19 protein-coding genes are annotated in these 24,000 nt (G+C 58.4%); 12 read left to right on the top strand and 7 right to left on the bottom strand.

The window, feature by feature from the left end:
- The first annotated feature begins 45 nt into the window (after nucleotides 1-45).
- A complete protein-coding gene (locus N688_RS07850; protein WP_052888767.1) occupies nucleotides 46-852 on the top strand; it encodes a LuxR C-terminal-related transcriptional regulator in 807 nt (268 codons plus the stop codon).
- A gap of 163 nt (nucleotides 853-1,015) precedes the next feature.
- Nucleotides 1,016-1,756 (top strand): response regulator transcription factor, encoded by a 741-nt coding sequence (locus N688_RS07845; protein ID WP_052888766.1) that lies wholly within the window; start codon nucleotides 1,016-1,018, stop codon nucleotides 1,754-1,756.
- A 356-nt stretch (nucleotides 1,757-2,112) separates the two neighbouring features.
- Here N688_RS07845 and N688_RS07840 read toward each other — a convergent pair whose 3' ends face one another.
- Together N688_RS07840 and N688_RS07835 are read right to left on the bottom strand one after the other, a co-directional pair.
- Nucleotides 2,113-3,165, bottom strand: a complete 1,053-nt coding sequence (locus N688_RS07840; protein ID WP_052888765.1) for a lipid II:glycine glycyltransferase FemX — start codon at nucleotides 3,163-3,165, stop codon at nucleotides 2,113-2,115.
- Between the two features lie 163 nt (nucleotides 3,166-3,328).
- Nucleotides 3,329-4,561: a glycosyltransferase gene (locus N688_RS07835; RefSeq protein WP_052888764.1), complete on the bottom strand. Its 1,233-nt coding sequence runs from the start codon at nucleotides 4,559-4,561 to the stop codon at nucleotides 3,329-3,331.
- A 473-nt stretch (nucleotides 4,562-5,034) separates the two neighbouring features.
- On the opposite strand from N688_RS07835, the gene N688_RS07830 reads away from it, so the two are divergent.
- The 4 genes from N688_RS07830 (at nucleotide 5,035) to N688_RS07815 (ending at nucleotide 11,719) form a co-directional block, all read left to right on the top strand.
- Complete coding sequence (locus N688_RS07830) at nucleotides 5,035-6,207, top strand: FAD-dependent oxidoreductase (RefSeq protein WP_052888763.1); 1,173 nt, start codon at nucleotides 5,035-5,037, stop codon at nucleotides 6,205-6,207.
- 68 nt (nucleotides 6,208-6,275) lie between these two features.
- Nucleotides 6,276-7,520, top strand: coding sequence for a carboxylate--amine ligase (locus N688_RS07825; RefSeq protein WP_156025343.1), 1,245 nt, complete (start codon nucleotides 6,276-6,278; stop codon nucleotides 7,518-7,520).
- Nucleotides 7,521-7,994: 474 nt separating this feature from the next.
- The gene (locus N688_RS07820; protein ID WP_052888761.1) at nucleotides 7,995-10,259 is read left to right on the top strand and encodes a glycosyl hydrolase family 18 protein; all 2,265 of its coding nucleotides are present in this window, start codon (nucleotides 7,995-7,997) and stop codon (nucleotides 10,257-10,259) included.
- Nucleotides 10,260-10,399: 140 nt separating this feature from the next.
- The gene (locus N688_RS07815; protein WP_052888760.1) at nucleotides 10,400-11,719 is read left to right on the top strand and encodes a chitinase; all 1,320 of its coding nucleotides are present in this window, start codon (nucleotides 10,400-10,402) and stop codon (nucleotides 11,717-11,719) included.
- A 119-nt stretch (nucleotides 11,720-11,838) separates the two neighbouring features.
- On the opposite strand, the gene N688_RS07810 is transcribed toward N688_RS07815, so the two are convergent.
- Nucleotides 11,839-12,675, bottom strand: a complete 837-nt coding sequence (locus N688_RS07810; protein WP_156025342.1) for a PIG-L deacetylase family protein — start codon at nucleotides 12,673-12,675, stop codon at nucleotides 11,839-11,841.
- A gap of 120 nt (nucleotides 12,676-12,795) precedes the next feature.
- Nucleotides 12,796-13,353, bottom strand: coding sequence for an acyltransferase (locus tag N688_RS07805; RefSeq protein WP_052888758.1), 558 nt, complete (start codon nucleotides 13,351-13,353; stop codon nucleotides 12,796-12,798).
- Nucleotides 13,354-13,881: 528 nt separating this feature from the next.
- On the opposite strand from N688_RS07805, the gene N688_RS07800 reads away from it, so the two are divergent.
- The 6 genes from N688_RS07800 (at nucleotide 13,882) to N688_RS07780 (ending at nucleotide 20,303) form a co-directional block, all read left to right on the top strand.
- Nucleotides 13,882-14,940 (top strand): GumC domain-containing protein, encoded by a 1,059-nt coding sequence (locus tag N688_RS07800; protein ID WP_052888757.1) that lies wholly within the window; start codon nucleotides 13,882-13,884, stop codon nucleotides 14,938-14,940.
- A gap of 25 nt (nucleotides 14,941-14,965) precedes the next feature.
- Nucleotides 14,966-15,919: a CpsD/CapB family tyrosine-protein kinase gene (locus N688_RS07795; protein WP_052888756.1), complete on the top strand. Its 954-nt coding sequence runs from the start codon at nucleotides 14,966-14,968 to the stop codon at nucleotides 15,917-15,919.
- A 30-nt stretch (nucleotides 15,920-15,949) separates the two neighbouring features.
- The gene (locus N688_RS23755; RefSeq protein WP_272945032.1) at nucleotides 15,950-16,081 is read left to right on the top strand and encodes a hypothetical protein; all 132 of its coding nucleotides are present in this window, start codon (nucleotides 15,950-15,952) and stop codon (nucleotides 16,079-16,081) included.
- Nucleotides 16,082-16,153: 72 nt separating this feature from the next.
- Nucleotides 16,154-17,767: an O-antigen ligase family protein gene (locus tag N688_RS07790; RefSeq protein WP_052888755.1), complete on the top strand. Its 1,614-nt coding sequence runs from the start codon at nucleotides 16,154-16,156 to the stop codon at nucleotides 17,765-17,767.
- Entirely contained in the window at nucleotides 17,764-19,026 is a 1,263-nt protein-coding gene (locus tag N688_RS07785; RefSeq protein ID WP_052888754.1) for a glycosyltransferase family 2 protein, read from the top strand. The genes N688_RS07790 and N688_RS07785 overlap by 4 nt, the downstream gene beginning before the upstream one ends.
- A gap of 32 nt (nucleotides 19,027-19,058) precedes the next feature.
- A complete protein-coding gene (locus N688_RS07780) occupies nucleotides 19,059-20,303 on the top strand; it encodes a glycosyltransferase family 4 protein (RefSeq protein ID WP_052888753.1) in 1,245 nt (414 codons plus the stop codon).
- Nucleotides 20,304-20,528: 225 nt separating this feature from the next.
- Here N688_RS07780 and N688_RS07775 read toward each other — a convergent pair whose 3' ends face one another.
- The 3 genes from N688_RS07775 to N688_RS07765 form a co-directional block, all read right to left on the bottom strand.
- Entirely contained in the window at nucleotides 20,529-21,203 is a 675-nt protein-coding gene (locus N688_RS07775) for a sugar transferase (RefSeq protein ID WP_052888752.1), read from the bottom strand.
- Nucleotides 21,204-21,484: 281 nt separating this feature from the next.
- Entirely contained in the window at nucleotides 21,485-22,501 is a 1,017-nt protein-coding gene (locus N688_RS07770) for a CapA family protein (RefSeq protein WP_052888751.1), read from the bottom strand.
- A gap of 61 nt (nucleotides 22,502-22,562) precedes the next feature.
- The gene (locus N688_RS07765; protein ID WP_052888750.1) at nucleotides 22,563-23,870 is read right to left on the bottom strand and encodes an MFS transporter; all 1,308 of its coding nucleotides are present in this window, start codon (nucleotides 23,868-23,870) and stop codon (nucleotides 22,563-22,565) included.
- Nucleotides 23,871-24,000: the final 130 nt, after the last annotated feature.

Raw genomic sequence — 24,000 nt, 5'->3', positions numbered from 1 at the left:
TAACGAAATGGCACTGACTAGAGCCATGAGGAAAAGGATGAGCGTATGCCGTCTCAAGACAGACAGCAGTTGCCTTCTTACAGGAGGACTCAGCGCGTAGTCATCGCACATGAAGCTGATATCTTCTGCCGCGGGCTGCACAGCCTGCTGGCAACTAGCGAGGGGTTCGAAGTGCTGACGGAGGTGAATTCTTGCGCCGCTCTGCTAGAGACTGTAGCGACGACCGCCGTGGATACGGTTCTCATCGACTGTACGATAGCTGACGGAGATTGCATCGAACTGACACGCCGCCTGAGTGAAATGCCTTCTCCTCCTCATGTGGTCCTGCTCGCTTCCAGCATCAACGATGACTTACTCCTGCGTGCCTTGCTCAACGGTGCCAGCGGCTACCTGACGAAGGACACCCCTGGCCACCAGGTGCTCGCCTGCCTGGAAGGACTGCGCAGGGGCGAGCTGGCCCTGGCCCCCCAGGTAGCTAGCGCTGCTATCCGCCTGCTGATCTGGGAGTGCTACCGCCTGGCCGCCACCCTGTCCGCAACCATCGCCACCACAGGCCCGGCCCTCACCCCGGAGCAGACTCAGGCTGATCAGCTTCATCTCCGCTCCGAGCAAGCTTCCACAGAACCCCGCAGGCCAGCTGTCCGGCCTCATCTCACCGCGCAGGAGCAGAAGATCCTTCGCCTCCTGCGACTCGGCCTGAGCAATAAGCAGATCGCGGCCCGCCTGTCGATCTCCCCTTACACGGTAGGGAAGCATGTTCAGCACATTCTGCGAAAGCTTGGAGCCAGCAATCGCACTCAGGCTGCCTCTCATACCTCATTTGAGGGACCTCAAGTATGGGATGAGCAGTAATTATTGACAAGTTCATGCTTTTCAGAATACTTCAATTGAGGAGTTGTAAATCTGCAGGTCATTGTGTTTTAATACTAGAGAGTTGAGTGTTCCCGGGAAGGCAAAATCTTCTACTATACGAAATCCGGTAGAGTATCGGCAGCTATGAGAACGGGGTATTTTGATGAAATTGCTTATTATTGATGAAGACCGTGATCTTGTTGAAATGTTGACAGGCTGGTTAAAGACACTGGGACACGAGGTGCGACGCGCGTATTCTGGTGAGCAGGCGCGTCGTGAGTGGGAAGAGCACAAACCAGACCTGGTCCTTCTGGACACGGCACTCAAAGACACCGATGCTCTCGCTCTGTGCCGCGAGATGCGTACGCGGCACGATGCCCTTGTGCTAGTCATCTCTCAAGAGCAGGACGTACACAATGAGATCCAGTGTCTGGAGGGGGGCGCAGACGATTACCTGCGCAAGCCTTTCTTCCCGGCTCAGCTGCTGGCACGCATCCGAGCTGTCAGTCGGCGTGGGCGTTCAACCCTTCTCTTACGTCCTCCCGCCGTCATCACCGTTGGCCCTCTCTCCATCGACTCTCTTCACAACGAGGCGCGCATCTTTGGCAAAACGGTGCATCTCACACCCACCGAGAGCAAGCTACTGCATCTGCTAGGAATCAACGCCAATAACGTCTGTACAGCGGGCCAGATTGTGGCCCACATCTGGGGTTTTGGGAACGACGGCGATGCCAGTCTGATCAAGGCCCATATCCACCATCTCCGACAGAAAATCGAGCCGGACCCGGCCAATCCGCGCTACATTCTCACCGTACCGGGGGTAGGCTACACGCTGGTACGTCACCCCGAGAAGGCCGAGGCCCCAGCTAGCTCATCCGAGCACGCACAGCGAGCCTCCAGCTAAGTGCCAGGCTCATCCGGCATGGGACGCTTGTCACTGCTGGCATCGCCTCCCTGCCTGTCGCTTACCAGCTGGTCAAGCACGCGATGATCCTCTCGTCCAATGAGCGCCGCGGCTCGTTGATCACAAGCGCTGCGAGAGCGCTCGCGCCATGACCACAAAGCCAGCCGAGAACACTCAACATCAGTCGGGCAGGCAGAGGAGCTGGACGGTGAAAGGCCTTGCTCAATCCATCTCCTGGCTCCTCTGTTTGCCTCTCTCACCTGTCTTCACTTGATCGATCCAGGAAGGAGGCCAGCACCCTGCCGATCTATCGGCCTGGGCTGGCCTAGGTAGCCACCCTGTCGCTTCCTGCTCGCTTATCCCAGATAACGATAAAGCAGCCCTCCGAGGGGCCCGCTCACCTGGAGAGGCAGCAATCGCCAGCAACTTGTCAAGAGACGATAGGCGCGGCTCTCCTCAGAGGTACTGACTGGACCCGCCTGGCGCGGATAATAATAATAGGGTAGCGGCACTTTCTCAGCTCCCCAGCGACGCTTAAACTCCATCAAACCCTGATTCGCACAGGCCGTGCGCCCAAGGTCCAACACCTTGAATCCCTCTTTGCATGCCTGTTCAATCGCCTGCCACATCAACAGGTTATTGGGCGCCAGATGCAGGTAGCGCTCGTGTGACGCCCCATAGGCATAACGCAGTGTTCCACCCGCCGCCAGGAAGATCATCCCAGCAATCGGCTGCCCCTCATACTCCGCCAACCATAGCCGTAATCGTCCGCTGGGCGCAAAAGTCTCCCACAGCTCCAGGAAGAAACGCCGTGGCTGAGCAGGCAATCCGTGTTTCTTACAGCGCGTGCGCAGATGGAGCTGATAATAGCTCAGCATCTCTTCGCGGCGCGCTGCCAGCCGCACCTGGACCCCCAACTGGGCCGCTTTGCGCACTTGGCGCTGTACTGGCTTCCGCAACTGGGACCAGACCTTTTGAGCATCCTGCGCGAGCGGGAGCAGCCAACGCACGTAGAGATCGCTGGTTACAAAGTGGCTCTCCGCCTGCAGCAATTCATTGGGACCACAGCGTAGCTCCAAGCAGTCCGCCTTCTGCTCCGCGGCCAGCGCTAGAGCCTGATCGAGCAGGATCTGAGCATGCGCAGCACTGTCAGCCAGTAGCGGGCAGTAATCCGAAAATGGGAAGGCCACTAACCGCCGGCTCCCTGGGCGGTTCTGCACGAGACAGAGCGGCAAAAAGCCGCAGAGTTGGCCAGCCTCATTGCGCAGTCCCAGAGGCAGCAGTTGATAGCCATAGAGACGGCTGATCAACTCTAACCACTCAGGCATGAGATAGAAGGTCTCGCTGGCCTCCTGTGCCAGGGCCGGCGACCATGTCTGTGAAAGAGAGAGCGTTGCCTGTGTCATCATCACTGCTCCTAGCCCGTGCTAGCCTGGTAGCTACCAGCTACCTTTACTACCACCCCTCCTGCCACCAGTCAGTAAGAGGGTCCAAGCGCCCTTTGGCCAAGCATCCAGCCACCAGCAAGCGCGCGATGCACGAAGGCCATTGCTTCCAGGTCTTGCTATCTGGCTAGAGAAAGGAGCCACGGAAGAGCGGTTTCCTTCCCAGAAGCTCCTCCTCAGCGAGGAGGGCCGCCAGGCGCTCTTCGCAGCTCTCCCACGAATAGGCTTGCTCCACCAATCGCCTGCCAGCCTCCGCCAGGGCCCGCCGGCGCCTGGTATCCTCGAAGAGTAAGACAACCGCTTTTACGAAGTCTTCAGGGGTATCAGCGAGCAACAAATGGCGATCAGAGGTCACAGCCAGGCCCTCCGCTCCTAACGTCGTCGAGACCACTGCCTTGCTCATTGCCAGCGCTTCTAGAATTTTGAGGCGCGTTCCGCTGCCGATGAGTAAGGGAACTACCACAACGCTGGCCCCTGCCAGATAGGGGCGTACATCGGGCACCGTACCAGTGACCGTTACCCCTGGCAGCCTGGCCAGACGCTGTACCGAGCGAGGCGGATTGCGCCCCACAATCCACCACTCAGCGCCAGGTACTCGCTCGCGGATGAGCGGCCAGCACTGGCGCGCAAAGCTGAGAACAGCTTGCTCATTGGGATAATAGTCCAGCGAACCGGTGAAGACGATCCGTCGCCCCTCCTCCTCCTCACCCATATGGGTGGGGGCAAAGAAGGAGAGATCTACGCCGTTGGGGACGACGCCAACACGAGCCTGCGGGAGCAGTTCCTGCAAGAGCTGGCGCTCGCGCTCGCTCGCCACTAAGACAGCTGCCGCTCGCTGACAGCACGCCAGCTCGCGTGGTTTGACCAAGCGATACTCACGCCTGTTATACCACCTGCGCAACCAGCCCTTCTCAGCGAGATAGGTGCGATAGAGCAGCTCGTACTCAAGGTTGTGCTGCAGAATAAACAGAGGCAGAGAGGCAGGCAGGCGCAGACCAGCAGCGGTCAGCGCACCATCGACATAGATCGCCTGATAGTTGTCCGTGGCCAAAGCGCGATCAAGCGCGGCCTGCAAACCAGGCGGACAACGCTCAGCGATGGCGCTTGACCTTCCCCGCACTACGTTCAGCGCCTGCCGCCAGCGTCTCCAGCGTGAGGTAGAGGACGAGACCAGGTCAACGCTCTGCAACCGCTCTAACAGCGGCCCCCAGCTTGCAGTCTCCTGCGACTCCTCTCCATGACTCAGCGCGATTAGCGAAACAGAGTACTTGCTCGCCAGAGCCTTTAAGACATAGAAGCTGCGCGCTCCACCTCCCCAGGTTGGAGCAGGCAGGTAGGGGATCACCGCCAATAGCTTCATCTAGGCACCTCTCTCGCTCGGCGTTGTCTGCCAGCGCTACGGGCAGAGACACTGGCCCCTCCGAGCAGATACTCCTTCCGGTTCCGTCGCCATTGCAGCCAAACATCTTCTGGAGAGCAGACGCTCTGCATAGGACTCTCCACAACCCCTTCATTGGTATTGCTGCTTCACCAAAGGACCTGCTCAGTCAGTAAGCATAGCGCCTGCTGATCGCGGAACGGTTGACCTTCCGGTCAAGAATGTGTTCCTGAAGAGGCCAGCCAGTGCATATTCGCAATCGAGAGAGGGCCTCTGGCTATCTCTACCAATTCGCATAACCCTCTCTACCACCACGACATCTTCTTTACCAGAAGAAACATCGCTTCCCAACGCCCGGGCAGTATGCTGTCAGAGACAGTAAGATCGCGCTCGCCAGCAGGTCACCCATCGGAGTGACCTGCAATGATCAGCTGCGAGAGAGGGAGGGTGCTTGCGTGAGCAACGACACCACAGTTGTCATCGGCGCCGGACCATATGGGCTTTCGATTGGCGCTTATCTCAAGGGGCGCAACCAGGCCACCCTGGTCTTTGGTCGCACAATGGAATTTTGGCAGCAAATGCCCACTGGCTTTCACCTGAAGTCAGTCTGGAGCGCTTCGACGCTCTTCGATCCAGATGGCCGCTATAGCCTGGATAGCTATTGCACCGCTACTGGCACGCCGCGTCAGGAGCCGCTGCCGATCACGCTCTTTCTAAACTATTGCTGCTGGTTTCAGCGCCAGGCAGTTCCAGACGTAGACCCGACGTATATCACCAGGCTGGCCCGCGATGGCGAAACATTCGTGATTGAGCTGGCAGATGGCCGCTCTCTAAAGGCAAGGCGCGTTGTGGTCGCTAGCGGGATTGCCCCGTTCTGCTACGTGCCTGAGTTCGCTCGCCACCTGCCGCCCGAGCTGGCTTCCCATACGCAGGTCCATCGCGATTTCTCCAACTTTGCGAACCGCGAGGTCGCTGTGGTTGGACGGGGCCAGAGCGCCCTGGAGTGCGCTGCCCTGCTCCACGAGGCCGGTGCCAGCGTGGAGCTGATCGCTCGCGGTCCCGTGATCTGGATTAACCGCGCGCTCTACCACCGCACTGGTCCCGCTCGCCGCATCTTCTATCCCCCCAGCGATGTCGGGCCCCCGGGCCTCAACTGGCTGGTCGCCTCGCCACTGATCTTCCGCCTCTTCCCAGAGAAGACGCGCTATGCTCTCGACCGTCGCGCGGTCCGGCCAGCAGGAGCAGAGTGGCTGCGCCCACGGGTAGAGGGCCATGTCCGTGTCACAGATACGGCAGAGGTCGTGAAGGCCGTTCCCCGCGGCGAGCGCCTGGAGCTGACGCTGAGTGACGGAAGGACACGCCTGGTCGATCACCTGTTCTTGGGGACTGGCTATCGTCCGAATATCCATAAGCTGACTTACCTTGACGAGGCGCTGCGGACGCAGATTCTGGCACGGGATGGCTATCCGGTGCTCAATGAGTGGTTCGAGTCGTCGGTCCCCCGCCTCCACTTTGCTGGCGCGCTGGCTAACCACAGCTTCGGGCCGATTTGCCGCTTCGTGGCCGGGGCGAAAATTCCCGCTCGCCAGATCTTGCGCTGCGTCCAGCGCGACCGCCGCTTCGTCTAGCTTCGGCTTAGCACCTTGCCTGTTTTTGAAGCTGGTCGACGCGCTATTCTAGGTCGGTAGGTACGCTGATGCCTGGTAGATCTGTTGAGGGGGGAGAGAAGAGGCTCCCCCCTGCCTTGATCCTGGGAAGCGATTTCAAAGCTCTGGGAGTTGCTCGCCGCTTGGGCCGCTGGGGCATCGCGTGCACGGTGCTCGATGCCGTACCGCGCTCAGCCTGGTTCTCACGCTATACGCGCCAGCGCATTCGCTGGTCCGGCTCCCTCGGCGATGAGGCACTGCTGACATTCTTGCTCTCGTCTGGCCCCGCCAGCAACCTGCAGGGTGCGGTCCTCTTCCCGATGCAGGATGAGGCCGTCGAGCTGATCAGCCGCCACTATACGGAACTGGCTGGCCTTTACCGGCTCACCACGCCTCCCTGGGAGGTGGCTCGCTGGGCCCTCGATAAACGCCTGACTTATCGCATGGCCCAGAAACTGGCTATCCCCGCCCCACGTACCTGGTATCCCGCCGATGAGCAGGCCCTCGCCAGCCTCGATCTCCAGTTTCCTGTGATCGTGAAGCCGGCCATCTCGGTCCATCTGCAGTATACGTTGCGCCTGAAGGCTCTGGAAGCCAGGAACTACGCCGAGCTGCTTAGCGCCTACCGCCAGGCCCGCACAGTCCTGGATACCGATGAGATCTTGCTTCAGGAGCTTATCCCCGGTGGAGGCCAGTTTCAATATTCGCTGGGCGCTTTCTGTGAGGACGGCCAGCTCCTCTATGCGTTGACCGCCCGCCGCCGGCGGCAATATCCCATCGACTATGGCCTCGGCTCTAGCTTTGTCGAGGCCGTCGAGGTCCCAGCTCTCTACCCTCTGGCCGAGAAGCTGCTCCACTTCATGGGCACAAGTGGCATGGTCGAGGTCGAGTTTAAGCTCGATCCTCGCGATGGCCTCTATAAGCTGCTCGATATCAATCTGCGCCCCTGGGGCTGGCACACGCTCTGCGTGGCTTGCGGCCTCGACCTGCCCTATCTGCAGTATTGCCAGGCCACCGGTCAGACCCCCCCCCCTCCCGGCCCTACCCGCTATGGCGTCCGCTGGCTGCGCCTTTTGACCGACCTGCCCGCCGGCATCCAGGAGATACGCGCCGGCCTCACCAGCCCTCTCGCTTACCTCCGCTCACTGCTCGGCCCCACAACCTTCTCTGTCTTTTCTTTGACCGATCCTTTGCCCGCCGTCGGCGATTTGCTCGTCGCCTTGCTGCGCGTTAGCCGCCTCCAAGCTCCTCACCCCGCCTCCATCCCCCAAGAGACAGCCCCTTCAACACGCTAACTCTTCACTCCGCTACGCCCTTCCCCTCCAACCTATCTGGTCTATACATCTTGACATATACACCATGAATGGGTACACTCGATAAAAGGAGAGGAGATCAACCGGCTTCTGGGGCCTGCCGGGACCTCTTCATACCAGGTAGCAGTCTTGCCTCTCTGTCGACAAGCGACGTGGAGATATCAGTGATGGAAGACAAGGTCTCAGCTGCTTCCGCCGAAAGAGCGCCTGAACACTGCGAGAGATTTGCCCGGGCCTTCATAGGCAGAAGGCAGGCACTGCTCTCCCTGAGTCTGAGAAAAGGAGAAAGGAGGAGAGAGTGGCCAGCGGGCTGCGCTGCTCGCTTGCAGGCAGCGTGTCCAGCCCTACCTCGACCAGCATATTCGACGCTCAGCGCGCGGTGGGTCGGCTGCCGCGCGCCTTTGTCAGGATCTCACAGCCGAAACTGCTAGCAAGGAATGTTAGCAAGGAGAAACCATGAGACGACAGGAAAGACTCTTCAAGCTTGGAATAGCGGTGGCTCTACTCTGCTCGGGCCTGGCCGCTCTACTCTACACCCACCCGCTCCAGGTACGGGGTGCCACAGCGATTACTACACCGACCAATGTCCATGTGGTTGCTACCGGAGCGCAATCGATTACCCTGTCCTGGTCGCCTTCAACTGACAACTCCGGCACTGGTGATGTACCGGCCTACTACGTCTATAACGGCAGTAACATCGTTGCCACCTCGATGGGGACGGCAGTGACGATCAGCTCGCTGCTACCCTCGACGAGCTACACCTTCACTGTTCAGGCTTACGACAAGGACGGTAACACCTCGGCATCGAGCGCTCCGATTACGGCTTCCACCCAGGCGGCCAGTGCTCCAAGCTACCAGAAAATCGCCTACTTTGACCAGTGGAGCATCTACGGGAATGCTTACTATCCCTCGACCGTTGATACATCGGGAGCCGCCTCGCGTCTTACCACGATTATCTATGCTTTCGAGAACATCGACCCCACAAACCTGACCTGCTTCGAGGCGATCAAGGCCTCTGACTCCAGCAATGAGAACAACCCCAATGCCGGAGATGGGGCAGGCGATGCTTTTGCCGACTATCAGAAGAGCTATAGCAGCACGAACTCCGTCGACGGCAGCTCGGACTCCTACAGCCAGCCGATTAAGGGCAACTTCAATCAGCTCCGCGAGCTGAAGGCCAAATATCCCAACTTGAAGATCTTGCTTTCCATCGGAGGCTGGACCTATTCGAAGTACTTCTCCGATGTGGCTGCAACGGCCTCCTCGCGCCAGAAGTTCGTTAGCTCCTGCATCAACATGTTCATCAAGGGCAATCTGCCCACCGGCATTGGCGGTGACCCATCGGGCGGCCCTGCTGCCGCTGCTGGAATCTTCGACGGCTTCGATATTGACTGGGAATATCCCGGCGTCCTCGGGCATGTCGGCAACCACTATGGCCCCCAGGACAAAGCGAATTTCACGCTCCTGCTCCAGGAGTTCCGTAGCGAGCTTGATGCCTATGGGGCAAGCATCGGCAAGCATTTTATGCTGACCGCGGCTGTTCCTTCGGGACAGGATAAGATCATGCAGATCCAGACCGATCAGATCGGGAATTATCTGGATTACGCCGATGTCATGACCTACGATATGCACGGCGCCTGGGAAAGCAGCGGCCCAACGAATTTCCAGGACCCGCTCTATACCTCCCCACAAGATCCTTCGGCCTCTATCCCTCCCGGCCAGGCCAAGTATAGTATTGATACCTCCATTCAGGCCTGGATAAGCGGTCTCTCGGCCTACAGTATTCCTGGTGGCTTCCCTGCCAGCAAACTGGTGATGGGTTTCCCCTTCTACTACCGCGGCTGGACAGGCGTAGCCGCCGGCAGCACGCATGGCCTCTACCAGTCCGCTACCGGCGCTTCACCATCCTTCTCCTACAGCCAGACCCCAGGTATCGCCTTCTACAAGGAGCTGGCCGCCGCCGGTCTGACCAGCAACGCGAGTGTGAACTTCTTCGATCCGACGACTCAGGCTTCCTGGATCTACGACGGCACCAATTTTTACACAGGCGACACGCCGCAGTCGATTGCCGCGAAAACGACTTATCTCAAAAACAAGGGCCTGGCTGGCGCCATGATGTTCTCCCTGGAAGACGAGGACTCCGCCGATACATTGCTGAATGCCATCGTCAATGGTTTAGGGGGCAGCCCGAACCCTGGTCCGACGCCAACACCCACACCAGCGCCGACCGCGACCGCGACTCCCAAGCCGACCAGTACGCCTACGCCAACACCGACACCCACCTCTGCGCCAACGGCTACCCCTACTCCCAGCCCGACCCCGACCTCTCCCCCAGCCAGCGGGAATCTGGTCGCAAACCCTGGCTTCGAGAGCGGCTCACTGGCACCCTGGACCTGCGATGCTGGCAGTTCGGTCGTTTCCTCACCTGTTCATAGCGGCTCTTACGCTCTGCGACTGGCTCCAACCAGTTCGACGACCGGTCAGTGCACCCAGACAATCAGCGTTCAGCCGAACCATACGTATACGCTGAAGGCTTATGTGAATGGCCCCTATGCCTACCTGGGCATCAGCGGGGGAGCGAGCAACTGGACCAGCAGCAGTAGCTATACGCTGCTTTCCGTTTCCTTCACTACGGGCGCCTCAACAACCACCGTCACTATCTATGTGCATGGTTGGTACTTGCAGGGGAACGTCTACGTAGACGACGTCTCGCTTCAATAGCCTCCAGCCCAAGGCGACCAGCGGGAGAGCGAGAAGGCGCAGCAGGGCCTCATCCAGGTCTAAGCCCGCCACTCTCCTCTCCCACGCTGACCTTGCCAGGCGGCTTGGCCAGCATCAACAGTAAGCAAAGGAGCGAGGACATGCTCTCTCTCAGAGCTTTGCGCAAAAGGAGACCCCCAACGCCAACACGGCGAGTCTGGCTGCTCGTCTCTGCCACCTTCCTGGTGGCCTGCCTGGCAGCGGCAGCCTTCAGCCTCCTGCACCAGCAGCGGCCAGCCCAGGCGGCTACATCGCCAGGCACAGTCTGGTACAATGCAGCCCCCTACGTCATGCCCCTTGCTAATAATCCGCCATCTCTGACCACAGTGATGGCCGCGACCAGCGCCCGCGTTTTCACTCTGGCTTTCATCGTCGCAGACAACGGCTGCACTCCCGCCTGGGAGGCCGATAGCGGCCTGATCGATGTCTCCGCCGATACCCAGGTCGGCCCAATGATCAACGCCGTGCGAGCAGCTGGCGGCGATGTAGTGGTCTCTTTTGGTGGCTATAATGGCACGAAGCTGGGGCAGGTCTGTGGCACTCCCCAGGCTACCGCCGCCGCAGAGCAGGCGGTCATTACCAAGTATAGTCTGCGCGCCATCGATCTGGACCTGGAGGAGCCAGAATACGAGAACGCCACTGCCATTACTAACGAGCTGGGGGCCGCTCAGATTCTGCAGGCCAACAACCCTGGCCTCATGATCACCATTACTCTGCCAGGCACTACCTCGGGTACTGGCTACTTTGGGCAGCAGCTCCTTAACACCGCACGGAGCCTCGGCTATACGCCTAGCAGCTACTCCATCATGCCCTTTGATGGCGGCTTCAACGGCGCCAGCAGCCAAATCAGTGCCCTGCAGAGTTTTCACACCATCCTCATGAACACCTTTGGCTGGGATAGCGCAACCGCCTACGCCCATGAGGGGATCTCTTCTATGAATGGGCGCACCGATAGCGGGGAATACTTCTATCAGTCCGATTTCCAGACCGTACTGAGCTTTGTCAACAGCAATCACCTGGCCCGCTTTACTTTCTGGTCGGTGAACCGCGATCGACAGTGTACCCCGCCAAATAACAATGGGAACCTCTCGGCCACCTGCAGCAGCGTGCCGCAGAACGACTGGGACTTCACCCGCATCGTCACCCAGTTCGCCCAGGCGACTGCTGCGACTCCTACAGCGGCCCCATCGTCAACGCCGGTACCCACCGCCACCAGCACCCCGACACTCACTCCCTCACCGACGCCCACACCACCAGCCAGCAGCAACTGCACCGGCATCGCTCCCTGGAGTTCTACTACGGCTTACACTGGGGGCAGCAAAGTGACGTATAATGGCTATCTCTGGCAAGCCAAATGGTGGACATACAACGATGTGCCGGGCGGGCCAGCAGGCGTCTGGGTCCAGCTGGGCCACTGCTAGCAAGCAAGCAAACAAGTCTTGCGCATTCCTCTCAGGCTCACTGGATCACAGAGGACGATTCAGATCGTCCTTTGCTCCTGAAGCCGACTGGCGGGGGTGAAGGATCTCCGCCAGTCGTTTCACTGCTGCAACCGATGGTAATCAGCTTGCAAGGCCGCCCGCCAGAAGCGTTCCACATGCGCCCCCTGCTTCGGACTAATCTGGCTGCTGTAACATTCGATGCTCCGATAAAGCGTTGCGGCAGATCCAAAGTTCATGCGCACTTGCGACGCATAGAGGCTGGCAGCCTGTTGGCGTAAAGCCAGCGTATCCGAGACCTCCACCAGCTGAGGCTGCATGATGACCCCCACCTCCCGCAGGCGCCTCTTGAGCGCAGAGGGACGCAGAACATAGGGGAAATCCTCGTAGAAGACGACATCGGCCCCATATACGAGAAGCCGGAAGGCAGCAGCGGCAACCAGGCGGTGATCAAGATGACCGCCGATACCCAAGGGCGCATACCAGTGGAGCGAGGGGAGACGACGATGGAGGGCCAGACAAAGGCGAAGCAAATCCTCAACAATCCAGGTATCGGCCTGAAGCATACGCCCGCCAATAGCTCGCTTCCAGCGATAGAGAGTCGGAGCACCACGATAGATGGCGTCGAGATAATCGAACCAGAGGCAATCGGCCCGCAGCAAGGAGCAGGCTTGCTGGTCTTCTTGGCGGCGAAGCTCTACCAGGCTAAATGCTTCGTGCTGACTGCTCATCGTGCGCTGGATGCGTCGAGCAAAGGAGCTTAGCTTTAAATCGGGACCAGGAAGGCCGGCGAATACGGTTATAATCAGCGAACATTCCTTTTGGAGCGTCTGTAAGGCAATAGTTCCACCACAAGAATAGACAGCATCATCAAAGTGTGGTGAGAGATAGACATGCTGATACTCTGGACCGACAGCGTCCATAGCAGAGACAAGCAACCCTCAACTCCTTTCAGCTCACGACCAAGCAGCGCCTGAGCCAGCTGGCATGGTGAGGAAAGGGAAAGGAAGGGATCAAGCCAGGTCAATCCAATCCCTTGCCCTCAGCTTCACAGGGCGCTATCCAAACAGAGGATGAAAATGGGCCAGCGAATAGGAGGGATTGCGCAGCTGGCGCTCTCCAACCACGCGCGCGGGCACACCGCCCACAATTGCATAGGGAGGAACATCGTGGGTCACGACTGCTCCCGCCATCACAACAGCCCCTTCACCGATGGTCACTCCCGCCAGCACCGTCGCCCGCGCTCCCAGGAAGGCGTAGTTACCAATCACAATTGGCTTGTAGATATCCTTGTGCTCTGGATCATTGATATCATGCGAACCGGTGATCAGCCAGACCCCCGGCGAGAGACTGACATTTTCGCCGATCACCAGCCCCCCCGTTACATAGAGCAAACAATCATAGTTAATGACAGAACCTTTCCCAATCACGACGCGACGCCCTCGACCACGCAGACCTGCCATCTGAACGCGCACGCCAGAGAGAATCGTCACCTGGGGGCCGATCTCCCACCCTAGAACCGCACGATACCAGGCATAGCGCAGTGTATACGAAGGAATATGGTTGATAAATCGGTTCGTAAGATATTTGATCAACTCACGGATGGCATCTCTCATGTGAGCACCTCCGGCAGCGCAGCCAGGGACGCAATCGCCCCCTAGACCGGGAGCAGCCCGCCAGCGTTCTTTAGGGGACCCTGGAGCAGGCTCATCGAGCGGCTTGCGGCAGACTATGACTCCCTGCTCTGCCCACCAGCTTGGCCCAGGCCCACCAGCAACGCAGGTTCCAGCTGTCTTTCTGGCAGTAAGTCGCGCTAGTCAGGTGTGCAGCTCTCTGTCAATTGGCTTACTCCTGGTCTAATCGGGTTATAGCACGCCTTTGTAGTGACAGGATTGCGAATCCGGTAAAGAACAAGTCTTTTTCTTAGAGCAGGGTAGACGAACAGTACCCGCGCCTTCACAAGCTCTCGCCTCGGCCCATTGGTAGCGCGATGTACACATCGAACCCCCAGCGGAAACGACATCTTCACATACATGAATACCACTTTACTATCGAACCAGTAGTACCCTTGTAGCAGACCACACACCAGCAGAAAAAAACAAGAGGTTACCCGATGCTACGCGAAGCGAAGGAGGTCTGATCTTGTGGGGCATGTACTTGAAGCTATCTTCCGCCGGCCCCTGCAGCTCATTCTGCTGCTCGTGATCTTCCCGGCTCTGGCCATCGCAGTTGTCTTGATTCTTCCTCCATCGTACGAAACAACGGCTTCATTGTGGGCCTTGCGACGCTATGAGGTTATCGGAGCCACCGGACCAGAGACAAATCTCCAGGCAACACCAGCAGAGACCCAGGCTACAGCTCTGAGCGAGCTGCTGCAAAGCCGAACCTTCGCTTTAAAGGTGGCTTCTCAAACACAGCTCGCCTCGACGCTCGATGCACGCACACGCTCCGATCCGCTCCTGCGCGATGATGCTCTCTTTACGGAAATCTCCAAGCATGTCCTCGTACGCGCAGTGGGCTATAACCTGTTCACCATTACCTATGAGAATAAGAGTGCACAAATTGCCCAACAGGTGGTAAGCGCTGTCATCGAGAACTACAGTCAACAAAGCCAGCAGTTCAGCATTGCGGAAGCGCAGTATCTGCTCCAAAGTTATCAGGGCCAGCTCGTGAAGGCTCAGCAGGACGCCGCCAACGCCGCTGCCGCTGAGGCCCGCTATCTCACCAATCACCCCGATCTGGCTCATCAGGTGCTGACTTCTGGCCCCGATTACGCTGCTACCCTGGACCCCGCCTACGGCCTGCTCCATAGCCAGACCAAGCAGGCTCAGGCAACGGTGGAAAACTTGCAGTCGCTTATCGCCAGCCTGAATCAGGAGATTAGCTCTCAGGGCACTGGCACCAATAGCCTTTTTAAGGTCATCGATTCCCCAAGCGTGGGCACACAGCAGGTCTCACGAATGAAGTCGCTCCTGATCGGTGGCGCGATTGGCCTGGCGGCAGCGCTCGTTAGCTGCTCCGCCCTGGTGATCATTCAGGTTCGCCGCAATCGCGCGGTCTATACGCCTCTCGATCTGCAGAAGATCACAACCCTGCCGGTGCTGGCTCAGCTTCCGCGCCTGGGGAAGGAGGGTATTGCAGCCTTGCTCCCTTCCGCCGCTTCTGGTGAGCTGCTACCCGGCAGGGACGGTATCCCTAACTAGCTGAGGAGAGGAGAGGATAGCGCTTATGGCAGAACATGATCGACTCAATAAGAATAAAACGAAGCAGAATACAAGTGCGCACGACTCGGACAGCGATACGGTTAAGTTGCCAGCGCTCCGCTCACAGCCGACTGCTGCCGCCCTGGCTTCGTCAACATCAACACCAACAGAAGAACAGGTCCTAGACAACCCAGATGAGCCTGGGCTGGCTCTGAAAGAGACTAAAGAGACCAGGACGCAGAGCGAGGCCCTTAGCAAGGTCAAGGTGCCAGAAACACCGGTGCCAGGCAGGCCCGGAAAGACGAAGCCGGAACAGCCAGAGACTGCTGCCAAGAGCCAAAAGACACGCGAGTTGCTCAATGCCCAGGCTCTGCGCGAGCGCTGCCGCCAGCTGTGTGCCGCTACTTTCTTCCGAGAGCGCTCGACAATTCGTAGTCTCGGCTTCACGAGCGCTACCGCCGGCGAGGGTAAGACGCTCCTGGCCCTGGCAACCGCTACGGTCTTGGCTAACGATAGCGGGCGACCTGTGACACTGCTGGAATGCACCTGGGAACGCCCCTGCTTGCAGGAGTTGTTCAATCTGCCACGCCGCCAGGGCCTGGCGGAATGGCTGCGCGGCGAGTGCAGTGAGGAGGCGATCCGCTACCAGGTGTCGCCCGAGCTGACGGTTATCCCAGCCGGCAATGCCGCAGGCCAGGCTATGAAGTTGATCCACCTGCTCGCTGAACGCCAGCTTCTCTCTCGCTTGCCTACCTCCCAGGAGCTGTTCATCCTGGACCTGCCCCCGCTGGTGACGTCAGGCTACGGCGCCCTGGCTGCAAGCCTGGCCGATTCCCTCATCCTGGTGGTGCACGCCGGCGTGACTTCTGAGGTGCTGGTCAGCGAAGCCTGCGCTCAGCTGCGAGACCTCCCTGTCCAGGGGATCTTGCTGAACCAGATCGAGAGCTCTATTCCGCGCTGGATACGCCAGCTGCTGTGAGATTGTCTCACTCAGAGGAACGCCTGGCCTATGAAAACGATCGTGATCTTGCTCGGCTTTTTTCTAACGCTGAGCCTCTTTATCAGGAAATATAATGCAACAACGCGATTGATTATGCTGCTAGCTATCGCCCTGCTGGTCGCTTATAGTACGTTCTTCTAATACGCCCAGCAGAGCATAGGGGCAGCAGGCCCGGCTTTGTTGTTGTCTTCTCACAAGAGATAGTGAAAGCCTATGCCTTCTTTACCAGAGTCACCGCCACGGTCGAGACAGCTCTATCGAGCCTACCCCGATGAGCCGGAGACCCAGCCGCGAGGACGTAGCATCCTTCCTTTCTGGATCGCTCTCATGCTGGGCTTGACCGTTCTTCCTCTGCTGATGCTGGCCGGTTCCTCCCTCGGCTTCAGCATCCTCGTGGCTTTGCTCTCCGCCTGCACCGCCGGCTTGCTGATTATGCGCTGGCCCGTCACTGGCCTCTTCCTCTGCCTGGCTTGTGTGCTGCTCATCGAGCAGAATCCTTTGCAGTTCCATATCGGCACCGATCAGCTGAATATCTTCTACTGGCCTCCAAATATGGCCGGGATGATCGAGCGCCCAATCGGTTTTCTCATGCTGTTTACGCTCTTTATGAGCATTTGCCACCGCCTGGCGAAGCGCCGCCAGGGCCTGGAGGGCGGCCCCCTATTCTGGCCTTTCATGGCCTTTCTGCTCTGTGTGGCTGTTGGCGTTCTTCATGGCCTGGCGACCGGCGGCGATCTGAAGATCACTGTTCTGGAAGTGCGACCGCTCTGGTATCTCTTCCTTTCTTACTTACTGGCCTACAATTTGATCTCGCAGGTGCGACACGTTCGCCTCTTCCTGTGGTTTGCTATCCTGGGGGCCGCCTTTAAGGGTCTTCAGGGTTGCTATATCTATCTCTTCGTGTTACATGGCGATCTGACGAATCAGAACGAGATTATGTCACACGAGGAGTCTTTCTTTTTCGTTTCCATTTTATTGCTCATCATTCTCTTCTGTCTGTTGTATCGCTACCGCCCACAGCTGTATGCGGCTCTGGCCGTGCTCCCAGTCGTGCTGATTGCGCTGATCGCCAATAAACGACGCGCTGACTATATCGCCTTGATCGTGGGTGTGCTTGTGGTCTGGGCCTTTGTGTTCTACTTGAAGCCGCAGCTGCGCAAGCCTCTGCTAGCTGGACTGGCGATCTGCGCTGTTGTGGGCGTCAGCTACGTCCTCGCTTTCGCTCATGCAACGGGCAGCCTTGCGGAGCCTGCCCGGGCGATTGTCTCAGTCATTAATCCTTCGGCTTCCGATACTCGCGATCAGGCATCAAATGCGTACCGCAACACCGAAAATTATGATCTGAAGTACACAGTCCAGCAGAATCCTTTGTTAGGACTGGGCTTCGGGAAGCAGTTTTTACAGCCCGAGCCGCTGCCGGTCCTGGCGAGCGATGATCCCAATTTCGGTGGCAATCCTTACTTGTATGTGCCACACAATACAATCTATTGGATCTGGATGCGCCTCGGACCCGCTGGCTATGTGGCTCTCTGGTTCTTGCTAGGCTCGCTGATTGTGCGCGGCGGTCTGATCGCTCGCCAGCTCCACGATCCCTATCTGCGCCTGATGGCCGTCTATGTGATAGCAATCACGGTCATGGAAGTCATGGTAGCCTACGCGGACTACCAGCTTTTCTTCTATCGCAATGTGATCTATCTGGGTTTGCTGGCTGGTCTGTTGATGCGCCTGCCAGCCCTGGAACAAGAGCGCTCCGAGCAGCAGACGGCCCAGAAGGGTACGCCCACCACGCCGCAGGCTCAAGCGGTTTTGAGCGAGGTCGCCTTATGACGCTTACGACGTCCTTCGCTACGCTTCTTCCCTTGCTTTCGTGGATTCTCCTCCTGGCGGAGCTGGCGCTAGCTCTGCCTGTCGGCTATCTGACAGTAGTGACAGCAGCCGCCCTGCTGACCCGCTGGCCTCTCCAGGCTCCTGCCTCAGCTCCACCACCCAGCGCCACAGAGCCACTGCGCTTTGTGGTGCTGATTCCCGCCCACAATGAGGAGTTGGTCATCGAAACGCTCCTGGCAAGCTTGCAACAACTTGTGTATCCGCGCAGCCACTATCAGGTCTGTGTGATTGCCGATAACTGCACCGATGGGACAGCAAGCCTGGTCCGCTCTACCGGTTGGGCTACCGTCTACGAGCGCTGTGATCTTCAGCGGCGCGGCAAGGGCTACGCCTTGAATTGGGCTTTGATGCGGCTGGCCGAGGACGGCGTGATCTACGACGCCTGCGTGTTCCTGGATGCTGATGCTGTGGTCGAGCCATCTTTTTTGCAGGCCCTGGAGCAGGCTTTACGGGTAGGTCTGGCTCGCGGCGAGGACCTGCAGGCTCTGCAGGCCAGAAATACGGTGCTCAATGCTTCGGCCTCGCCGGGAACAGCGCTGCGCTGGCTGGCACTCTCTTTGATGAATCACGTCCGCCCCCTGGGACGGACCAGATTGGGCGCTTCGTCGACGCTCACAGGCAATGGCATGTGTCTAACCCGCGCTCTGCTGGAGCGCTATCCCTGGGAGGCTTTTTCACGCGGCGAGGATTATGAGTACTACCTGCAACTCGTGGAACAAGGAATTCGCGTACGCTACGTGCCCGAAGCGATCGTCCGCTCTCAGATGCCGCTGCGCTTTGCTCAGATGCGTTCGCAAGATCTGCGCTGGGAGGCCGCTGAAGCAAATACGTCCGCTCTCAGACGTGCCTCACGCTTGCTACGGGCTGGACTGCAGGCCGGCGACTGGCGCCGGCTGGAGGCGGTGGCCGAGCTGCTGACGCCTCCTCTCTCTGTCTTGCTGGCCGGGACCATGCTGGTGCTCCTGGCCAGTTTGCTACTGCGCTGGCCGCCCGCTATGGCGCTGGCCTTGCTCTTGCTGCTGGGATTGAGTGTCTATGTGCTTTCCCCTCTGGCTCTCTTAGATCCGCCTAAAGGGATCTATCGAGCTTTCTTCTTTGCGCCCGTCTTCGTGCTCTGGAAACTCTGGGTCTATCTTGTGCTTCGCCAGAGCCAGAGGCAAAAAAGAGATTGGCTGAGAACTGATCGCACACCCGCCTGAATTGTGGTTCGGTCTGAAAGGGGAGATTGGGAATGCCGCCGCTACGTATTGTTCACATTAGCTACGACTGGTATCGCTTTGATCCTCTGGTGCGCCGTCTGGCTGAGGCTGCCCGCGCCAGAGGTCACCTGGTTGATGTCATCTGTCTGCGTCATGGCTCCGAGCCTTCGTATGAAGAATGCCACGGCGTCGCGGTCTACCGCGTCCCTCTGGATCGGGGCTTCGGCCAGCCATTGCCGCTGACCGTGCTCGGCTGGCTCAGGTTCCTGTTTCTCGCTGCCTGGACAGTGACACGGCTCCATTTCCGTAAGCGCTATGATGTGATTCAAGTGCATAACATGCCGGATTTCCTGGTCTTCGCTGCACTCATTCCGCGCCTTTTTGGAGCACGCGTGATTTTGGAGGTACAGGACGCCTCGCCAGAGCTGATGGCCGTCAAGACTCGCGGACGGCTGCGCTCCTTGGCCCGGGGACTGGCCGCTTTGCAGGAGCGCGTGTCGACTTTGTTCGCCAACCATGTGATCACGGTGGGCTGGCCTTTCGAGGAGCTGCTGCTTAGGCGCGGCGTTCCCCGCCATAAGCTGTCTGTCATCCTCAACAGTCCAGACCCGCGCTATTTCCCACCCTCACAACGCACCCGCGTGCCTTCCACCGAGGAGGACGGCGATTTCATCCTGATGTACCATGGCACGATGGCGGAGCGACATGGCCTTGATGTGGCTCTACACGCCCTGGCTCTGGCTCTGCCTGCCGCCCCACGCCTCCGCCTCGATCTTTTGGGACGCGGCGAGCAAATTCCTTTTCTTCATACTCTGGCAGAGGAATTGGGGATCAGCGATCGCGTCACCTTTAGAGAGACATGCACGGTTGAAGAGGTGGCTCACTTTATCGCCCACGGGGATGTGGGCATTATCCCCTACCGCTGCGATGGATTTATGGACCTCCTCTTGCCCACTAAAGCCTATGAGTTCGCCTGGCTCCATCGTCCCATTATCGCCACGGATACTAAAGCGATCCGCTCGATGTTCCGTCCCGAGTCGGTCGTTCTCTGTGAGCCAGAGAATCCACTCAGCCTGGCAGCAGCTATTGTCGATCTCTATCATCATCCCGAAAAGCGCGCTCAGCTCGTTGAGAACGCCGCGAAAGACTTCGAACCGTTCCGCTGGGAGCTGATGAGCGAGCGCTATAACGAGCTGCTGGAGAGAATCTGCGACCGCCGTCGCTCTCAACGCTCTGTCTCCCTCTCGCAGGAGATCAGCAAGCAGCACTTGCACTAGCTGTGCCAGCAGCCACTTGCCAGCGCAGCGGGCGCCTCCCAATGGGGCTGCCGGCTGCCAGCAAGGCGGTAAGGGGAGGAAGAGGTCCCCAATAGCTCACCCCTCAGCTTCGCTTCTGCAGGGGAATATCCTTATGACTATAAGAATTCCAAGAAAGGAAGAGACGAAGGCCTGGAAAGAAGGCGATCGGTAGTAGCCTGGCAAAGCAAAAGATGAAGCGGAGACTCAGGCGCCACCGCGACCGCTCAGCATCACCAGCGGGGTTAAAGCGATGAGCTTGAGATCTTCCCAGATCGATTGGCGCTGCAGATAAGCAATGTCCATTTCTACCATCGTCTTAAAATCGACCTTACTGCGTCCATAGACCTGCCAGTAGCCGGTTAGGCCAGGCTTGCCTGCCAGGCGCAGCCAATCCCGCTCACTATACTGCTCCACCTCATACGGCAGGGGAGGACGTGGTCCGACGAGCGACATTTCGCCACGCAGCACATTAAAGAACTGAGGTAACTCATCGAGGCTAGTACGACGGAGCAGACGACCGATTCTCGTAATGCGCGGATCATCGCTCAACTTGTAAGGAGTGGCAACTTGCTGACCATTGCTGAGTCGGTCACCATTCATATAACGTCTGATGGCCTCTCGATGCAGATAATCATCGCTATCAGCATACATAGAGCGAAACTTCAGCAAAACAAACTCTTTGCCGTTTAATCCCAAGCGCTTTTGGCGGAAGAAGACAGGGCCAGCAGAATCGAGCCGGATCAGAACGGCGATCACCCCCATCGCTGTCAGGAGCAGGGGCAACAAGACCAGGGTAACCGCTACATCGACCAATCGTTTGAGACGCAGGTAGCCAGGGTCAACAGGAATCTGCAAACGAGGCTCCGAGAGAACCGCCATAGAGCATCCTCCCTCCACAGAGCATAGAAACAGTGTGTGGATAGTTGTCGTCACATACTGGCCCACGTTCTGTTTAAGAGGATAGCGCTCTGAGGTAGAGAACGGGTGCAGGTGCTCATAAAGATATGGATAAAGAAAGCTCTGACTGGAGCCGGGATGGTACACAATGGTTGAGTCCTCATTGCGGGGCACCTGTTGAGGTTGGATCCGGCCTCGTGCTCATCGGCCTCCACCAGAGAAGAGCAAACACCAGTCGCCAGACGCAACCTCACAGGCAAGGCTCAGACCTCGCCAACCGCTATTTCCAGACAGCCCTCTTGCTCAGACCAGCGCGCAGCTGTACCCAGCAGCGTACAGAGGCGCAGCATTGTCGCGACAATCTCCTCACGATCGGAGCCGTAGGCGCGCCGGGCTTGGAAGGCCCGGATCACCGTCGGATAGAGCTGCAGGCGCGTAAGCTGAGATCCGCTCACTTCGATGCTAAAGATGAAGCTGAGATCGTTACGCTCGTGCTGATCAACGGCGTAATCGTCGACAAAGTCGCCACAGCTGTAGAGCACAGGGCGCCCTCGATAGATCTCGATGCCACGTACGACATGCGAGGAATGGCCATAGACGATATCCGCCCCTGCATCGATGAGGGCGTGTGCGAAAGCTCGATGTTCTGCCGGTGGAGTATAGCCCCAATTGCCTCCCCAGTGTAGGGAGACTATTAACCAATCAACTTGAGCGCGCACAGCCTTGAGTACTGCGCGCAGCTCTAGAGCACGCGAGTCGCTCATGGTCATTGGCATATACCAGATGCCCGCTCGTTCGGGGCCAGCCTCCCAAGCCGGCTCGTTATCGGTGAGCGCCAGCAGCCCCAGTTTCCTGCCAGCGGCTTCCCAGAGGGCAGGTTGCCTGGCTTCCAGCCGATTGCTCCCCGCACCAGCAAAGTGAAGGCCAGCCCGGCGCAGTACAGAAAGCATCTGTAGCAGGGCCTCGTAGCCAAAGTCGAGCGTATGGTTATTCGCCAGCGAGACTGTCTCGATGCGCGCCGCTTGCAACACCGCCACCTTGCACGCATCTGCACGGAAATGGAAGACCTTGGGCGTCAGCGACCAGGGGCTACCTATGTCGGCAAGAACGCATTCCAGGTTACAGATCCGTGTATCCGCCTGCAACAGAAGCTCCAGCGTATTACCCCAGGGATAGGTCACATCAACTTGCTGGAGCACCTGGTTCACCAGGCGCCCTAGCATCACATCGCCCAGGAACAGCAGTCGGAGCGGCGTGGAATCGCCAGAGAGAGTCGCCATGTCTTCCTTCTCCAGTCGCAGCAGAGAGGGGTGAAGAGGGAGGTCAGGCGAGCATCTTTGATTAGGGATGAGAGCTTGATGATCTCACAGTCGTCACCTCGGCCTGATCCTCTTGCAGCATCTGAGGCTGAGGGAGATTGCTGGCCTCCTGGCGCCGAATGATCAGCCCTCCGACGAGAATACAGAGACCATAGCAAAGTCCCATCATAAACCAGGGAAAGCGGAAGTTGATCAGGTAAAGAGGAATGAACAGATTGCTTCCGACAAAGGCTCCAATCAGACCAAAGGTGCTGTAGAGGCCCTGAATACGCGCGCGCACGTGGTTTCCAGAGAAGGCCGCCAGATGCGCATCAACGGCTGGCTGGACAAAGGCATACACGATTCCATGCACAGCAAAGAGCAGCAAGGCCACCAGAGCCTGGCTCAGCATCCCATAGCAGAAGTAGAGGGGCACCTGGACCAGACCAAAGAGTAAGATCATTGTGGAACGTCGCCGGCGATCGGCTACTCTCCCCCCAAGAGGGGAGAAAATCGTGTTCGGCACCGCCCAGACGGTATATGTCAGGCCGATCAGGGCCACGGAAGCCTGTAAGTGATCGTGCATCCAGATCGGCGTCAGGGTAAGGTCAAAACCCAAATAGAGATAATCGCCAAAAGCAATCAGATAGGCAGCCAGCAGCGGCCAGGTAAATAGCTCTCTGAAGACGCTGCTGAGAGCAGGCTGTTCTGCATTGCGGGCGCGAGTCCCCGGTCTGTCCCGAATGAGCAGTACAACGAGAACAATGCCTATCAGACGAATGACGATTGCCCCTATAAAGGCCCAGCTGTAGCCCAAGGCAGCCATCAATCCCCCAAGCGCCGGACCGAGTAGAAAGCTGGCATTGAAAAAGGCGTTAAACACTCCAAACGCTTCACCTTGTTGCTCAACAGGCACAGCGTCAATGAGCAAGGCCCGCGCCGCCGGCAACAGGGAGGCCGCCGCCATGCCTTCCAGAAAGCGCAGCACGATAAAGAGGACCGGATCGGAAACTGGCAGGTAGAGCGCCGAGAGCAACGCCTGCGCCGCCATGCCGATGAGGATCACTTGCTTGCGTCCCCAGCGATCGGCAAGCCAGCCTAATGGGTAGCCGAAGAGAAAGTCAGAGACCAGATAAGCAGAGGCCATCGCCCCAATGATCGGCAATGAGGCCCCATGCGCCTGAGCATACAGGACACGCACCGGGTTGATCATCGCCGTGCCTATATAGGCCCCAAGCACAGAAAAAGAGATGGCCAGCAGAGTTCGGTTGCGGAAGCCAGGACCGTCGAGAGCTGACTTGACGAGACGCTGAAGGGCTGATGTTCGCTGGTATCGATTGTGTGCAGTCATAGGTATGCTCGTAATGGGCCCCCCTCCTGCACTCACCAATAGCACAGTGCAAAGGGCAGGGTTCTATTCTACCCCACCCTCTTCAGCAAAAGCAAGAGGAGGAAGATCCCACCGCAGCCGGTTGGTTGCT

It is taken from the genome of Thermogemmatispora carboxidivorans (assembly GCF_000702505.1).
Taxonomy (GTDB): Bacteria; Chloroflexota; Ktedonobacteria; order Ktedonobacterales; family Ktedonobacteraceae; genus Thermogemmatispora; species Thermogemmatispora carboxidivorans.
The sequence above is the reverse complement of the archived record's forward strand: the minus strand, read 5'-3'. Positions and strand labels throughout refer to the sequence as shown.

Bases quoted from the DNA above. Each gene is read 5' to 3' on its own strand.
- N688_RS07785 (WP_052888754.1), top strand. From the start codon at position 17,764: ATGACGCTTACGACGTCCTTCGCTACGCTTCTTCCCTTGCTTTCGTGG.
- N688_RS23755 (WP_272945032.1), top strand. From the start codon at position 15,950: ATGAAAACGATCGTGATCTTGCTCGGCTTTTTTCTAACGCTGAGCCTC.
- N688_RS07780 (WP_052888753.1), top strand. From the start codon at position 19,059: ATGCCGCCGCTACGTATTGTTCACATTAGCTACGACTGGTATCGCTTT.
- N688_RS07805 (WP_052888758.1), bottom strand. From the start codon at position 13,353: ATGAGAGATGCCATCCGTGAGTTGATCAAATATCTTACGAACCGATTT.
- N688_RS07840 (WP_052888765.1), bottom strand. From the start codon at position 3,165: ATGATGACACAGGCAACGCTCTCTCTTTCACAGACATGGTCGCCGGCC.
- N688_RS07795 (WP_052888756.1), top strand. From the start codon at position 14,966: ATGGCAGAACATGATCGACTCAATAAGAATAAAACGAAGCAGAATACA.
- N688_RS07820 (WP_052888761.1), top strand. From the start codon at position 7,995: ATGAGACGACAGGAAAGACTCTTCAAGCTTGGAATAGCGGTGGCTCTA.
- N688_RS07775 (WP_052888752.1), bottom strand. From the start codon at position 21,203: ATGGCGGTTCTCTCGGAGCCTCGTTTGCAGATTCCTGTTGACCCTGGC.
- N688_RS07835 (WP_052888764.1), bottom strand. From the start codon at position 4,561: ATGAAGCTATTGGCGGTGATCCCCTACCTGCCTGCTCCAACCTGGGGA.
- N688_RS07845 (WP_052888766.1), top strand. From the start codon at position 1,016: ATGAAATTGCTTATTATTGATGAAGACCGTGATCTTGTTGAAATGTTG.
- N688_RS07815 (WP_052888760.1), top strand. From the start codon at position 10,400: ATGCTCTCTCTCAGAGCTTTGCGCAAAAGGAGACCCCCAACGCCAACA.
- N688_RS07770 (WP_052888751.1), bottom strand. From the start codon at position 22,501: ATGGCGACTCTCTCTGGCGATTCCACGCCGCTCCGACTGCTGTTCCTG.
- N688_RS07850 (WP_052888767.1), top strand. From the start codon at position 46: ATGCCGTCTCAAGACAGACAGCAGTTGCCTTCTTACAGGAGGACTCAG.
- N688_RS07765 (WP_052888750.1), bottom strand. From the start codon at position 23,870: ATGACTGCACACAATCGATACCAGCGAACATCAGCCCTTCAGCGTCTC.
- N688_RS07825 (WP_156025343.1), top strand. From the start codon at position 6,276: ATGCCTGGTAGATCTGTTGAGGGGGGAGAGAAGAGGCTCCCCCCTGCC.
- N688_RS07790 (WP_052888755.1), top strand. From the start codon at position 16,154: ATGCCTTCTTTACCAGAGTCACCGCCACGGTCGAGACAGCTCTATCGA.